16 protein-coding genes are annotated in these 13,072 nt (G+C 74.0%); 11 read left to right on the top strand and 5 right to left on the bottom strand.

All coding sequences use genetic code 11. The features are described from left to right. Positions 1–48 precede the first annotated feature (48 nt). Together AB0B02_RS09360 and AB0B02_RS09365 are read left to right on the top strand one after the other, a co-directional pair. The gene (locus AB0B02_RS09360; RefSeq protein ID WP_281934642.1) at positions 49–465 is read left to right on the top strand and encodes an ATP-binding protein; all 417 of its coding nucleotides are present in this window, start codon (positions 49–51) and stop codon (positions 463–465) included. Positions 466–513: 48 nt separating this feature from the next. Then, complete coding sequence (locus AB0B02_RS09365; RefSeq protein WP_357298624.1) at positions 514–1,398, top strand: DUF5926 family protein; 885 nt, start codon at positions 514–516, stop codon at positions 1,396–1,398. A 72-nt stretch (positions 1,399–1,470) separates the two neighbouring features. Here AB0B02_RS09365 and AB0B02_RS09370 read toward each other — a convergent pair whose 3' ends face one another. Beyond that, positions 1,471–2,685, bottom strand: a complete 1,215-nt coding sequence (locus AB0B02_RS09370) for an arginine deiminase (RefSeq protein WP_357298628.1) — start codon at positions 2,683–2,685, stop codon at positions 1,471–1,473. Positions 2,686–2,847: 162 nt separating this feature from the next. Between AB0B02_RS09370 and AB0B02_RS09375 the strand changes: the two genes are divergently transcribed. The 4 genes from AB0B02_RS09375 to pheA all read left to right on the top strand — a co-directional run bounded on the left by AB0B02_RS09375 (position 2,848) and on the right by pheA (position 5,794). Further along, complete coding sequence (locus tag AB0B02_RS09375) at positions 2,848–3,582, top strand: hypothetical protein (protein WP_281934043.1); 735 nt, start codon at positions 2,848–2,850, stop codon at positions 3,580–3,582. A 231-nt stretch (positions 3,583–3,813) separates the two neighbouring features. Further along, positions 3,814–4,269 (top strand): hypothetical protein, encoded by a 456-nt coding sequence (locus AB0B02_RS09380; protein WP_107156449.1) that lies wholly within the window; start codon positions 3,814–3,816, stop codon positions 4,267–4,269. A 66-nt stretch (positions 4,270–4,335) separates the two neighbouring features. Next, positions 4,336–4,827 (top strand): hypothetical protein, encoded by a 492-nt coding sequence (locus AB0B02_RS09385; protein ID WP_357298632.1) that lies wholly within the window; start codon positions 4,336–4,338, stop codon positions 4,825–4,827. Positions 4,828–4,837: 10 nt separating this feature from the next. Further along, the gene (pheA, locus tag AB0B02_RS09390; protein ID WP_107156447.1) at positions 4,838–5,794 is read left to right on the top strand and encodes a prephenate dehydratase; all 957 of its coding nucleotides are present in this window, start codon (positions 4,838–4,840) and stop codon (positions 5,792–5,794) included. Positions 5,795–5,838: 44 nt separating this feature from the next. On the opposite strand, the gene AB0B02_RS09395 is transcribed toward pheA, so the two are convergent. From AB0B02_RS09395 to AB0B02_RS09405, 3 genes are all read right to left on the bottom strand, one after another. After that, positions 5,839–6,561, bottom strand: a complete 723-nt coding sequence (locus AB0B02_RS09395; RefSeq protein ID WP_357298634.1) for an AIM24 family protein — start codon at positions 6,559–6,561, stop codon at positions 5,839–5,841. Between the two features lie 95 nt (positions 6,562–6,656). After that, positions 6,657–7,001, bottom strand: coding sequence for a metallopeptidase family protein (locus tag AB0B02_RS09400; RefSeq protein ID WP_199199675.1), 345 nt, complete (start codon positions 6,999–7,001; stop codon positions 6,657–6,659). A gap of 85 nt (positions 7,002–7,086) precedes the next feature. Next, positions 7,087–7,515 carry an OsmC family protein gene (locus AB0B02_RS09405; RefSeq protein WP_281934034.1) on the bottom strand — a complete coding sequence of 143 codons (429 nt, stop codon included), beginning with the start codon at positions 7,513–7,515 and terminating at the stop codon, positions 7,087–7,089. Positions 7,516–7,641: 126 nt separating this feature from the next. Between AB0B02_RS09405 and AB0B02_RS09410 the strand changes: the two genes are divergently transcribed. The 3 genes from AB0B02_RS09410 to AB0B02_RS09420 all read left to right on the top strand — a co-directional run bounded on the left by AB0B02_RS09410 (position 7,642) and on the right by AB0B02_RS09420 (position 10,245). Beyond that, entirely contained in the window at positions 7,642–8,376 is a 735-nt protein-coding gene (locus AB0B02_RS09410; RefSeq protein ID WP_281934033.1) for a hypothetical protein, read from the top strand. A gap of 235 nt (positions 8,377–8,611) precedes the next feature. Next, positions 8,612–9,433 carry an HAD family hydrolase gene (locus AB0B02_RS09415; RefSeq protein WP_107156443.1) on the top strand — a complete coding sequence of 274 codons (822 nt, stop codon included), beginning with the start codon at positions 8,612–8,614 and terminating at the stop codon, positions 9,431–9,433. After that, positions 9,433–10,245 (top strand): HAD family hydrolase, encoded by an 813-nt coding sequence (locus AB0B02_RS09420; RefSeq protein WP_357298642.1) that lies wholly within the window; start codon positions 9,433–9,435, stop codon positions 10,243–10,245. The genes AB0B02_RS09415 and AB0B02_RS09420 overlap by 1 nt, the downstream gene beginning before the upstream one ends. 37 nt (positions 10,246–10,282) lie before the next feature. Here the strand turns inward: AB0B02_RS09420 and AB0B02_RS09425 are convergent, their stop codons facing one another. Continuing rightward, entirely contained in the window at positions 10,283–10,873 is a 591-nt protein-coding gene (locus AB0B02_RS09425) for a bacterial proteasome activator family protein (RefSeq protein WP_281934029.1), read from the bottom strand. 55 nt (positions 10,874–10,928) lie between these two features. Here AB0B02_RS09425 and AB0B02_RS09430 point away from each other — a divergent pair, with 55 nt between their 5' ends. Further along, positions 10,929–11,756, top strand: a complete 828-nt coding sequence (locus tag AB0B02_RS09430) for a prolyl oligopeptidase family serine peptidase (RefSeq protein ID WP_357298647.1) — start codon at positions 10,929–10,931, stop codon at positions 11,754–11,756. Between the two features lie 47 nt (positions 11,757–11,803). Beyond that, a complete protein-coding gene (locus AB0B02_RS09435) occupies positions 11,804–13,024 on the top strand; it encodes an ABC transporter substrate-binding protein (RefSeq protein ID WP_281934026.1) in 1,221 nt (406 codons plus the stop codon). Positions 13,025–13,072: the final 48 nt, after the last annotated feature.

Genomic DNA, 13,072 nt, shown 5'->3' on the forward strand with positions numbered 1-13,072 from the left:
GTGGAGAGGAACGGCGTGTCGACGGGACCGGCGGAACGGTCGTGGTGCGTGGTGGTGCCCCACCACGCGACCGGCGCGCGCGTGGCCCGGCACCGGCTCGCCGACGAGCTGACCGGCGTCGTACCCCCGGCGCTGCTGGCGGATCTGGTGGCGGTCCTGGCCGAGCTGGTCGGCAACGCGGTCCGGCACGCCGAGGCGCTGCCCGGCGGCGTGGTCCGGGTGGCCTGGCGGTTGCGGGCCACCGACCGGGGGCCGGCCGTCCTGCTCCGGGTGACCGACGGGGGTGCCGGCGCCGGCCCGCGGATGCGCGTCGCGCCCCCCGACGCGATCGACGGGCGCGGGCTGCACATCGTCGCCGGGATGGCCAGCCGCTGGGGTGTCGAGCGGGACGGCCTGGGCCAGAGCGTGTGGGCGGAGTTCGACCCGACCGGGTCGCACCGGGCGGACCTGGTCGCCACCGGCTGATCGGGTCCGGCCCACGGGCGGGACCTGAGCCATCTAGGCTGTCTGGCCGTGAGCAAGCGTCGAAAGAGCCAACGGGCCACCGAAGCCACCCCGAAGCGGGAGAAGGTGCGCGACATCTTCGTGCCCCGACCGTTCGAGGGCCTGGTCGACGAGCCGGAGTGGATCGCCCTGCGGGAGCTGGTGCCGGCCGCGTCCGCGCCGCTGCGGTTGACCTCCGAGCTGGTCGAGGAGTACGGCGACCGGCCGGTCGTCCTGGCCACCGTGCTGCCGATGGCCGCCCCGGCGGTGGCCAAGGCGGACGGCCGGGTCCTGATCGGCCTCCAGCGGCACCAGCAGTCCGGCGACGTCTCCCGGGACCTGGCCGACGCGCTGCTCTGCGCGCTGCGGACCGAGCCGGGCGGTCAGGTGAGCGTGCCGCCGCTGCCCGGCCCCGGCCCCCGCCTCCAGGACATCCTGGTGGACGGGCCGCTGGAGATCAGCATGCACGACGGGTTCGAGTTCTGGCTCGACCCGGGCGCCACCGACGACCCGACCGTGCAGGCGTCCCTGGAGCGGGCCAACGCGGCGGTCTACCCGACGGTCAAGCTGGACGCGGCCCGGGCGGCGTACTGGTGCCAGGTGCCGGAGAAGGCCCACGTGCGCTGGGTGCTGCCGGACGACGAGGACGCGGCGCTGGACGCCCTGTCCCGGCTGGGCGCGACCGGCACGCTGACGCTCGGCGACGACACCCGGTTCGCCGGCATGTTCCGGGCGCACGGCCGCCTGGCGCCGGTCTGGGACCTGCCGGAGGATACCCCGGCCGCCGCGTGGGAGGGTCCGGTCGCCGAGTTCGCCAAGCGCTACGCCGAGGCGCTGGCCGAGCGGGAGCCGCTGGACGCCGCCGGTCGCCGGGCCCGGCAGGGCCTGCTCGGCCGCCAGCTCACCCTCCGCTGACCGCCCCGGCGCAAGGACGGGCCCCTTCTTGACACTCACGCGCGAGAAGGGGTCCCTTCTCTACCGGAGGCGTTAAGCGGGGGCCCCGCCTTTCTCGCGGACCAGGGGGCAGGACATGCAGCGGGGGCCGCCCCGGCCGGAGCCCAGCTCCGAGCCGGCGATGGCGATCACCTCGATGCCGGCCCGCTCCAGTTGCGCGTTGGTCTCCACGTTGCGTTCGTAGCCCACGCACAGGCGTGGCGCGAGCGCGAGCGTGTTGTTGCCGTCGTCCCACTGCTCGCGTTCGGCGGTCACCGGGTCGAGGCCGGTGTCGATCACCCGGAGCTGGTCGAGGTCCATCGCGTCGGCGGCGGCCCGCAGGAACGGCGCCGGGCCGTCGACCCGTGGCTCGCCGTCCGCGCCGGCGACGACGGTGTACGCGGACAGCTCACTGGCGATGTTCGGGTACATCAGCACGGCGTCCACGTCGACCATGGTGCAGACCGTGTCCAGGTGCATGGTGGCGCGTTCCTGGGCGATCGGCACCACCAGGATGGTGTGCGCCAGCCCGGCGGCGAAGACCTGCCGGGCCAGCCGCTCCGCGCCGGCCGGGGTGGTGCGCTCGCCGACGCCGACGGCGAGCACGCCCGGGGCGAGCAGCAGCACGTCGCCGCCCTCCAGGTGCTCCAGCCCGGGGTGGTAGACCAACTCGGTGCCGACGAAGCGCGGGTGGTGGCGGTAGATCGCGTCGGTGAGCGTGGTCTCCCGCCGCCGGGCCGGCATGGCCAGGCTGGTCACGCCCACCCGGTCGCCGATCCACACCGACGAGTCGCGGGTGAAGAGCAGGTTGGGCAGCGGGTCGATGACGAAGTCGTGCCGGTCCATCAGCGTCCAGACCAGACCGCCCGGTCGTTCCGCGCCGATCCGCAGTTCCTCGTGGGCGAGCCCGGCCATGAACACGTCGGCGAGAGCGGCCGGGTCGAGGTAGGCCAGGTGGTCGGCGACCCGGGTGCGCAGGGTGTCGCCGAGTCGGGGGGACCGGAGCACCTGCTCGGTCAGTTCGGCCCGGGCGTCCGCCACGGCGAGCGTCTCGGCCAGCAGGTCGGCCAGGTAGAGCACCTCCACGCCGCGCGAGCGCAGGGCCGCCGCGAACGCGTCGTGCTCCTCCTGCGCCCGTCCCACCCATGGGATAGCGTCGAAGAGGAGGGAGTCGTTGTTGCGTGGGGTGAGGCGGGCGAGTTCCGGCCCCGGGCGGTGCAGCAGTACCGTCCCGAGTCGAGCCACTTCGCTGTCCACGTAGTGCGTCACCCCCGCAGCCTAGGGCAGGCTTCCGCACCATCCGGAAAAGAAGTGTGAATGAATATGGCATTCATCCGCACTCACTCCGGCGGTCCAACTTGCCGAACCCCCGGGTGTGCAACGTAGGGTAGTGGAGACATAACTTCGAGAGACCTTTTGCCGGAGGTCGCGATGACTGTCTTTCCCGCTCGCCGGGCCGTGCCGACCCGGGCCCTGCCGCCTCCCGCGGCACATCCCCGGGTCGATAACGCCTCGGCGCTCGAGCCGGCTCGACCGACTCCCCTGGAGTGGGCCCGCCGCCGCCGTGCCGAGCGGGGTGCCCGCCGGCTGGAGGCCGCCGGGGCCCGCGCCCTGGGGCAGCTCGACCACCTCGGTCCCGCCTGGCACGTCATCGAGTGGCCCCGGACGGACCCGGCCGACGCGCTGTTCGACCAGGGCGATTCCGACCGGGCCGGGTTCCTCGCGATCGGGCCGAGCGGCCTCTTCGCGGTCACCGTCGCCGACCACGGCCGGGCCCGGGTCCTGGTCGCCGGCGATGTCGTGCAGATCAACGGCAAGCGTCCGCCCTATGTGGCCGAAGCGCGCCGGGACGCCAAGCGGGCCAGCAAGGCGCTCTCCGACGCGGTCGGGCTGCCGATCCCGGTGACGCCGGTGCTGACGTTCGTCGGTTCCGGCGTGATCAGCGTCTACGGCCTCCCGAAGGACTGCCTCATGGCCACCCACCGGGAGTTGGACCGGCTGCTCGTGGCCGCCGGCAACCGGATCAGCCCGGCCACCGCCGAGAAATTGTCGCGGGTCGCCCAGGCGCCCTCGACGTGGCTGAACGGCACGTACCGTCCATCCGCCGACTACCGGTGGTATGACGAGGGCCGAACGGCCGCTGACAAGCGGGCCGCCCGCCGGTAACGTCTCCGGCGACGCCACGCGGTCCGCGGCACCGCCCCGACCGGTTCGTCGGTCCGCGTCGTCGCCGGCCGCCCACCCCCCGGGGCTCCCGCCGCACCGACGCATGTCCCCGGCACCTGAGCCATCCCGGCCCCACGGGCGGCACCGGCGGCCGGAGAGCGCAGCGCGGCCGGAAGGTCGTCGTGCCGACCGGCTAGCGTGGACGGACCGTCGGTGTACATAGGAGGCGCGGTGGCCCACGTCGAGCTCTCACTCTCGGAAGTGTTCACGTCCCCGGCGGAGGCATGCACCGAGCAGGAGTCCGACAACTTCGCGCAGTGGTGCGGGACGGTCTCCCGGGCCGCCGAGCCATGCCTGTTGATCGACGTCGACACGACCGTGGTGGCGATCTCCTCCTCCGGCTGCGACCTGCTCTGCCTGGGCGCCCCGGCGGACGTGGTCGGCCGGCCGCTGCTCGAAGGCGGCCTGCGCCTGGTCGACTTCACCGCCAGCCCGAGTGAGCTGACCGAGCAGGAGACCGACAAGATCCCGCCGCTGCTCGCGCTGCTCTCCGGCCGGCTCGCCCGTGGCCTGCTCCGGGTCCAGGGGCCCGGCTCCGACGCCGGGACGACAGTGGACGCCATCTCCACGCCGGTGCTCACCGGTGCCGCGGTGGCCGGCTCGCTCACGTTCTTCTCCGTGCTCTGACCGCTCGCCCGAGGTCGAGGACCATCCCCCGTGCCCGCTACCCCGTCCGCCCGTCGGCATGCCCCGGTGACGTTGCTCGTGCTGCTCGCGCTGACCGCCTGCGGCACGCCGCCCGAACTGCGTGACCCGCCGCCCAGCCCGACCGGCGCTCCCCGCGCCTCGGCGGCGGCCACGCCTACTCCCACGCCGAGCGCGACCCCGATCGTGCCGGCCGTCCCGTCCCTGCCGGCGCGCACGCCACCGGCCCTCGATCCGGTCGCCGTGCCCTGCCGGGGCACGCCGTCCGGCGACCGGATCGTGGCGATGCTGCGCGGCTCCGCCGGGGTGCTGCCCCGCAACGTCCGGATCACCGTACGGACCGGGCCGCTGTGCGCGGAGGGCTGGCAGTACACCGTGCTGGCGGTCTCCGGGCACGAGGAGCTCCAGGTGGTCACGCGCGGCCGGTCCGGCACGCCCAGGCTGGTGACCGCCGGGACGGACGTGTGCGGCGTCGAGGTACGCGCCACCGCGCCCACGGGCATCCGCACCCTGGCCTGTGACAGTCCCCCGGGTGCGTAGGCTGGTCGCCATGCCCGGAACACCGCCGACCCGTTTCGTCTACCTCGGTCCCGAGGGCACCTTCGCCGAACAGGCGCTGCGCACCGTGCCCGCCGCCGAGCGGGGGAGCCGCACGCCGGCCCGCAGCGTGGGCGAGGCGCTGGACGCCGTACGGGCCGGGGAGGCGGATGCCGCCCTGGTGCCGCTGGAGAACTCCATCGGCGGCGCGGTCGGGGTGACGCTCGACGAGTTGGCCGAGGGCGACCCGTTGGTGATCACCCGGGAGGTGGTGCTGCCGGTCGAGTTCGTGCTCGCCGGCCGGCCCGGGGTGACGCCGGCCGGGGTGCGCAGCGTGGCGGCCCATCCGCAGGCGTCCACCCAGTGCCGGGGCTGGCTCCGGGACCACCTGCCCGACGCCACCGTGGTCGACGTGCTCTCCAACGGCGCCGCCGCGGCCGGCGCGGCGACCGGTGAGTACGACGCCGCGATCTGCGCCCCGATCGGCGCCGCCCGGCACCGGCTGACCGTGCTCGCCGACAAGATCGCCGACCATCCCGACGCGGTGACCCGGTTCGCGCTGCTGTCCCGCCCCGGGACGCCCCCGCCGCCGACCGGTGACGACCTCACCTCACTGGCGGTCTACATCGCGCACGACCGGGTGGGCGCGCTGCTGTCCGTGCTCATGGAGCTGGCCGTCCGCGGCGTGAACCTGACCCGCATCGAGTCCCGCCCGACCGGCGAGGCGCTCGGGCGGTACGTGTTCTTCCTGGACTGCACCGGGCACGTCGCCGACGTCCGCCTCGGCGAGGCGTTGCAGGGGCTGCACCGGGTCTGCGCCGGCGTGCGCTTCCTCGGGTCGTACCCCCGGCACCGCTGGAGCACGGCGGCGGGCGACCGGCCGACGCCCGCGCCGGCCGGTCTCTCCGACGCCGACTACGCCGACGCGGCGGCCTGGTTGGCCCGGCTGCGTGCCGGCGAGCTGAGCTGACCGGGCCGGGTGCGCCCCCCAGGGTCGCACCCGGCCCGGAGACTTCACTGCAACAGGCCGCCGAGCAGGCCGCCCTGCTGCTGCTGGGCGCCGCTGCCGGCCACCGGCGGCTCCTCCGACGGCTGGACCACGACGAAGCCGTGACCGGCGAAGCTCATCGTGAACGCCTCGCCGGTGCTGCGGCCGAGCAGCGTGCCCAGGCCGAGCTGCTCGGCCCGGTGGTAGCCGGTCTGGAGGTTGGCCGACCAGCAGACCGCCGCCTGCGGGTCGACGTACGTCGGCGCGTCCACGTTCAGCACCACCGGGGTGCCCTTGGTGGTGATGGCGATCCGGCCGTGCCCGGTGAAGACGCAGTTGAACAGGCCGGCCGAGGACGCCATGCCCATGCCGCTGACCATCTTGATGTCGTACTGGAGGCTGGAGTCGAACGCCAGCACGCTGGAGCCGTTGATGGAGAGCGCGTCGCCCGGCTCCAGGTCGATGATGTGCACGTCCTTGGCGGCCTCGGCGAGGAAGACGTCGCCGCGACCGGAGAGCTTCATCAGCGGGACGCCCTCGCCGGTGAGCCGCTGCTTGATGAACTTGCCGATGCCGCCGGAGCCGAGCGCCTGGAACTGCACCTGGCCCTGGTACGCGACCATGGACCCGACCCGGGCCATCGCCTCGCCGTTCAGCTCGATCTTGAGCATCTTGGAGTTCTGCAGCCGCATGCCCGGCTGCTGGGACTCCTTCTCCAGGTTCTCCGCGGAGAACAGCTCGCTGCGCATCGGGTTTCCTCCTGCATCGGGATGTGCCTGATCCGCAGGTTAGGGGACGGGCGCAACCGCGGGGATCGGCCGAGCGGGGGTCGGGCGGGACCCGGTCAGCCCCAGCCGAGGGCGTGCAGGCGCTCGTCGTCGATGCCGAAGTGGTGGGCGATCTCGTGCACCACGGTCACCGCGACCTCGTCGACGACGTCGTCGTCGGTGTCGCAGATCGCCAGGATCGGGTTCCGGTAGATCAGGATGCGGTCCGGCAGCACGCCGGAGTAGTCCCAGCCGCGCGCGGTGAGCGCGTGCCCCTCGTAGAGCCCGAGCAGGTTCTCGCCGGGCGGTGGGTCGTCCTCCACCAGGATGACCACGTTGCTCATCAGCCCGAGCAGCTCCTCGGGCACCTCGTCGAGCGCCTCGCCGACCAGTTCCTCGAACCGGTCCCGGCTCATCTCCACGGCCACGCGGCCGGTCCCTCCCTCACGGTCGGCACGCGGCACGGCGAGGGCGCCCCCCGGGGGCGCCCTCACCGCGTCGGACGGGTCAGGCCAGGCGGGCGGTCAGGGTGATCTCGGCGCCCGGGGAGAGCAGCCGGGAGATCGGGCAGCCCTCCTTGGCGGCCTCGGCCAGCTTGGTGAAGCCGGCCTCGTCGAGGCCCGGAGCCTGGCCGACGGTCTCCAGGTCGATGCGGGTCACGGTCATGCCGGCGTCGGTCTTGTCGAAGTGCACCTTGGCGGTGGTCTCCACCGACGTGTCGGTGACGCCCGAGTCGGCGAGCTGCTTGGAGAGCGCCATCGAGAAGCAGCTCGCGTGCGCGGCGCCGATCAGCTCCTCGGGGTTCGTGCCCTCACCCTCCTCGAACCGGGACTTGAAGGAGTAGTTGCCGGACAGGCCGCCCTTGCCGGTGCGGACGGTGCCGGACCCCTCGGCGAGGTTGCCCTGCCAACGAGCGGAAGCGGTACGGATAGGCATGGCACCGACGCTAACCGAAAGCGGGCCGTCCCGCACCGCCTGTCCTGCTCCCCTCGCGCTCCGGGTGACCGGGGGCCGGCTGTGCCATGATTCGACGCAGACCCGCGTACCGGAGAAGGGTGACCGATGTCGCAGGATCCCCCGGTTCCCAGGCAGGACAACCGCGCCGACGGCACCACGGTGGTCGAGTGGGGCGACGTCGACACCGGGGCGGCTCCGTCCGGCCGGTTCGGTCGGGCGCTCGCCGGTCTGGGCCGGGACCATCGCCTGCCGCCGGTGCTCGCCGGGCTCGGCGCGGTCGCCGCGCTCGCCTCGCTGATCGGCGAGTGGCTGGTGATCACGGTGCCCGACGAAGGGGAGGACGGGAACACGACGTTCCGGCTGCCCAGTGGCGTCGCCGAGATCGGCGGCTTCGGGGCGGCGTACCTCGTGGGGCTGCTCGGGCTGTCGGTCGCGGTGGCGCTGGCGCTGCGCGGCGCCCCGGCGGTTCGGCAACACGCCCGGATCGCCGGGCTGGGCCTCGCGGCGACGCTGCTCGGCGTGCTGGTCGCGACCGCTTCCTCGCTCCAGCCGCTCGCCCGTCGCATCCTCTTCTTCCCGGTGGAACGGGACATCCAGGTGGAGCACGGGCGCGGCCTGGTCACCGCGTTCCTCGCGGTGGTGTTGCTGGCGGTCGCGCTGCATCTGGCCGGGCGGGCCACCGACCGGGCGAGTGTCGAGGTGGCGCCGGGCGACGAGACGCCGGACGACCGGCCGTTCCGGCGACGTCGCCGGGCCCGGGACGACGAGGCGCCGCCGGCGCCGGCCGACCTCACGGTGGAGCCGACCGTGCCGTTCGCCGGCCCCGAACGCTCCCGCTGAGCGGGGCGACCCCTCGGCCCGCCGGTCCGCCGATCTCGGCGACGCTCCCGGCCCGCCGGCCTGCCGATCCGTCGGTGCGGCGGCCATCGGATCGCCGCCGTGGATTCGCGGCGGATTCGCCGGAACGCCATGGTCGCCCCTGCCGCGCGAGATACGGTTGCTGCCCGCCGTTCGACGGTCTCGGCACGAGCACCGGGCCGGCCGGCGTGACGGCGGCGGGGCCGAAGGAGGAGCCATGACCCGCCCGGGCCTGCCCAAGCTGATCGCCACCGACCTCGACGGCACGCTCGTCCGCAGCGACGACACCGTCTCCGCGTACACCCACGGGGTGCTGGACCGGGTGCGGGCCGCCGGGATCCCGGTGGTCGGCGCCACCGGACGTGGACCCCGGCTGGCCGAACTGAGCCGCAACGACATCCGCGCCGCGGACTTCCTGGTGATGGCCGGCGGCGGGTGGGTGGTCGACCAGAGCGACCCGGCCGGCCCGCTGGTGCTGCGCGACGAGCGCCTCCGGGGCGAGGTGCTCGCCCGGCTGATCGCCGACCTGGAGGCCGCGGTCGGCCCGCTCACCGTGATGGTGGAGGCGTCCGGCGAGGACGACACGCCGCTGTGGGGCGACTACCACCCGAGCTGGCCCTACCCGGACCGGTTCGAGGCGCGCAGCCGGGCGGAATGCCTCTCCTGCGACGTGGTCAAGGCGTTCGCGCGGACCGAGGACCACCACGTCGACGAGCTGCTGGCGGTGGCCCGCCGGATCGTGCCGGCGGAGGTCGCCTCGCTCACCCAGGCCGGGCTCGGCTTCGTCGAGATCTGCCCGCCCGGGGTGGACAAGGCCTCCGGGCTGAGCGTGGTCGCCGAGCGGCTCGGGGTGGATCCGGCGGACGTGCTGGTCTTCGGCGACCAGCCCAACGACCTGCCGATGTTCGGCTGGGCCGGCTGGGCCCGGGTGGCGGTGGCGAACGCCCACCCGGAGGTGCGCGCCGCCGCGGACGAGGTCACCCTGCGCAACGACGACGACGGCGTCGCGGTCTACCTGGACCGACTACTCTCCCGGTGATGGGAGAACCACCCCGCCTCGTCGCCAGCGACATCGACGGCACACTGCTCACCGACGACCGCACGCTCAGCCCGCGTACCGCGCGGGTGCTGGCCCGGATCGCCGCCGCGGGCACGCCGGTCGTGCTGGTCACCGGCCGTCCGATCCGCTGGCTCAAACTCGTGTACGACCAGCTCGCCGCACCGCTGCCGGCCATCTGCGCCAACGGCGCGGTGGTGTACGACCCGGCCGCCGACGAGGTGCTGCGCGCCGACCCGCTCGCCCCGGAGCTGCTCGCCGAGGTGGCCCGGCGGTTGCGGGCCGAGGTGCCCGGGGTGAGCTTCGCGGTGGAGATCGTGGACAGCCGGCAGATGCGGCACGAGTCGCACTACCCGCTGCGCTGGGACGCCGACGCGGACGCGATCCGCGCCGTCGAGTCGCCGGAGGAGCTGCTCGCCGTGCCGGCGGTGAAGCTGCTGGTCCGGGCCGGGGAGCAGGACCCGGACGTGTTCGTCCGGGTGGTCGCCGGTGCGCTCGAAGGGCTGGCCGAGGCGACGCACTCGTCGTACAGCGGCCTGATCGAGGTCTCCGCCGCCGGGGTGACCAAGGCCGCCGGCCTGGCCTGGTACGCGGCCCGGCTGGGCATCGACGAGCGGGACGTGCTGGCGTTCGGCGACATGCCGAACGACGTGCCGATGCTGACCTGGGCCGGTCGGTCGGTGGCGGTGGCGAACGCCCACCCGGCCGTCCGGGAGATCGCGGACGAGGTGACCGGGGCGAACACCGAGGACGGCGTGGCCGCGTACCTGGAGAAGGTCTTCGGGGTGGACTGACCGGCCGGGGCGCGTCAGGCGCCCCGGCCGGTGTCGGTCAGAGGTACTGGCCGGGCGCGTGGCCCTCGGCCCCGCCGGGCATGCCGGGCATGCCCGGGACCATCCCGCCGGGACCGCTGGGCAGCGCCTGCCGGCCGGAGCGCATCTGCTCCAACTGGACGCGGGCGGCCATCTGCTGGGCGACCAGCGCGGCCTGGATGCCGTGGAACAGCCCTTCCAGCCAGCCGACGAGCTGGGCGTGGGCGATGCGCAGCTCGCCCTCGCTGGGCGCCTGCTGCTCGGTGAACGGCAGCGAGATCCGCTCCAGCTCCTCGCGGAGCTCGGGGGCGAGGCCCTCCTTCAGCTCGACGATCGAGCGTTCGTGGATCTCGCGCATCCGGTGCCGGCTGGCGTCGTCGAGCGGGGCGGCCTTCACCTCCTCCAGCAGCTGCTTGATCATGCTGCCGATCCGCATCACCTTGGCCGGCTGCTCCACCAGGCGGGTCGGGTCCTCGCCCTTGCCCTCCTCGGTCTGCACCGTGCCGACCGGTCGACCGTCCGGGCCGACCACCACCACGGTGCCGGGGATGCCGTCGTTGGCCTGTTCGTCGTCGTGTCCGCCGGAGTGTGCTTCGGTCATGGCAACCATCTTTACCCACCCCGGCCACGCGCACGCGCCCGGACCGGCAGGCTACCGTCCCGGCATGACCGGCGACCCGCGTGAGGTGCTGACCCGGCCGGCGCCGCCGCCGGACGCCACCGTCGCCTACGGCGACCATCCGGACCAGTGCGCCGACCTGCGCGGCCCGGCCGGTGAGGGCCCCGCCCGGCCGCTGGTGATCGTGGTGCACGGCGGCTTCTGGCGGGCGGAGTACGACCGGACCCACACCGGCCCGATGGCGGCGGCGCTGGCCGCGCTCGGTCATCCGGTGGCCCAGCTCGAATACCGCCGGACCGGTCGGCCGGACAGCGGCTGGCCGGACCCGCTCACCGACGTGCTCGCCGGCGTCGCCGCGCTGCCGGGGCTGTCCGCCGCCGCATGGCCCGGCCGGGTGGCGTCGGCGCCGCCGATCCTGGTCGGCCACTCCGCCGGTGGGCATCTGGCGCTGTACGTGGCGGCCCACGCCCCGGAAACGACCGGCGGCGTGCTCGCGTTGGCCCCGGTCGCGGACCTCGCCGAGGCGTACCGGCTGGACCTGGACTCCGGGGCGGTGGCCGCGCTGGTCGGCGGCGGGCCGGCCGACGTGCCGGAGCGGTACTCCGCAACCGATCCATCGGCATTGGTGCCGATGCGAACACGCACGGTAGTCATGCACGGCGTTCTCGACCGGCAGGTTCCGGTGTCGATGAGCCGCTCATGGGTGGCCGCCGACCGGGCCGCCGGAGGCTCCGCCACGCTCATTGAGCTGCCAGAATGCGAGCATTTCGGGCTGATCGCACCGGGCTCGGCCGCGTGGCCGCGGGTGGTGGCGGCGTTGCGGTCCCTGCACGGTGATCCACCCGGCATTGACGCAGCGTCGCCGACCAGGTAGAACGCCGGAGGGGTGTGCACCTTGGCCACCCCGGCGGAAGGAAGTCGGTGGCACAGATGAACCGCAGGCGAGCCCTGCAACTGCTGGCCGCACTGGGCACCACCGGGCTCGCCGCGGGCTGCGGCCCCGGCGACGACGGTACGGACCAGGCCGCCCCGGGCAGCCCGGTCAAGATCGGGCTGATCGTGCCCGGCAGCGGCCCGAACAAGGTCATCGGGGACGAGATCGCCAACGGCTTCCAGCTCTTCCTCGCCACGCACGGGCAGCAGCTCGGCGGGCACCCGGTCACCGTGGTGCCGGCCGAGGAGGGCGACAGCGTCGCGACCGGCAAGGCCGCCGTCGACCGGCTGCTCAAGGAGGGCGTGCTGGCGCTCACCGGCGTGGTCAACCCGGCCGTCATGACCGGCATCCGGGACACCGTGGAGGACGCCCGGGTGCCGCTGATCGGCTCCAACGCCTCCCCCGCCACGCTCCAGGGCGTCGTCTTCATCTGGCGCACCTCGTACGTGCTGGACGAGCCGGGCGTGGCACTCGGCGAGTACCTGCGGCAGAACCTGGACCCGTCCAGCCGGATCGCCATCTTCGGCACCCAGGGCGCCGGCAGCCGGGACGTCGTCACCGGGCTGCGACGCGGCTACGAGCAGGGCCGCCGGCTCACCGAGGACCCGATCTACACGCCCGACTACGCCAACCCCAGCAAGGGCGCGTACGCCGGGCCGATCCGCAAGGCGCTGGGGCGCCGGCCGGACGCGGTCTTCTGCCACTACACCGGCGTGCAGGCGGTGCAGTTCGTCAAGCAGCTCTACGACGAGGGCTACCGGGGGCCGATCTACGCGCCCGGGTTCCTCACCGAGGGCACCGTCCTCGACCAGCTCGACGACGGCGAGAAGGGCCGGGACCGGGCGCTGATCGAGAAGTACGGCATCGAGACCGCGCTGAACTACTCGGCCGACCTGAACAACACCGCGAACCGGGTGTTCGCCTCGGCGTACCGTAAGACGTTCAACACGTCCCCGACCACGTACGCGATGGCCTCGTACGACGCCGCGCTGGTGCTGGACAAGGCGATCCGGCTGACCGGCGGGAACGTGTCGCCGCAGCAGGTCAACCTCGCCCTCGGCACGATCGGCCAGGTCGACAGCCCACGGGGTCCCTGGCAGTTCAACCAGCCGCGTACCCCGCAGCAGAAGTGGTACCTGCGCAAGGTGCAGCTCGACGGCCGGATGCTCTCCAACGTGGTGACCAACGAGCTGGCCACGCTCGGCTGACGCGACGACGAGGGCGGCCTCCCCGGGGGGAGACCGCCCTCGCGCGTG

Source organism: Micromonospora sp. NPDC049240 (genome assembly GCF_040647835.1).
GTDB lineage: Bacteria > Actinomycetota > Actinomycetes > Mycobacteriales > Micromonosporaceae > Micromonospora.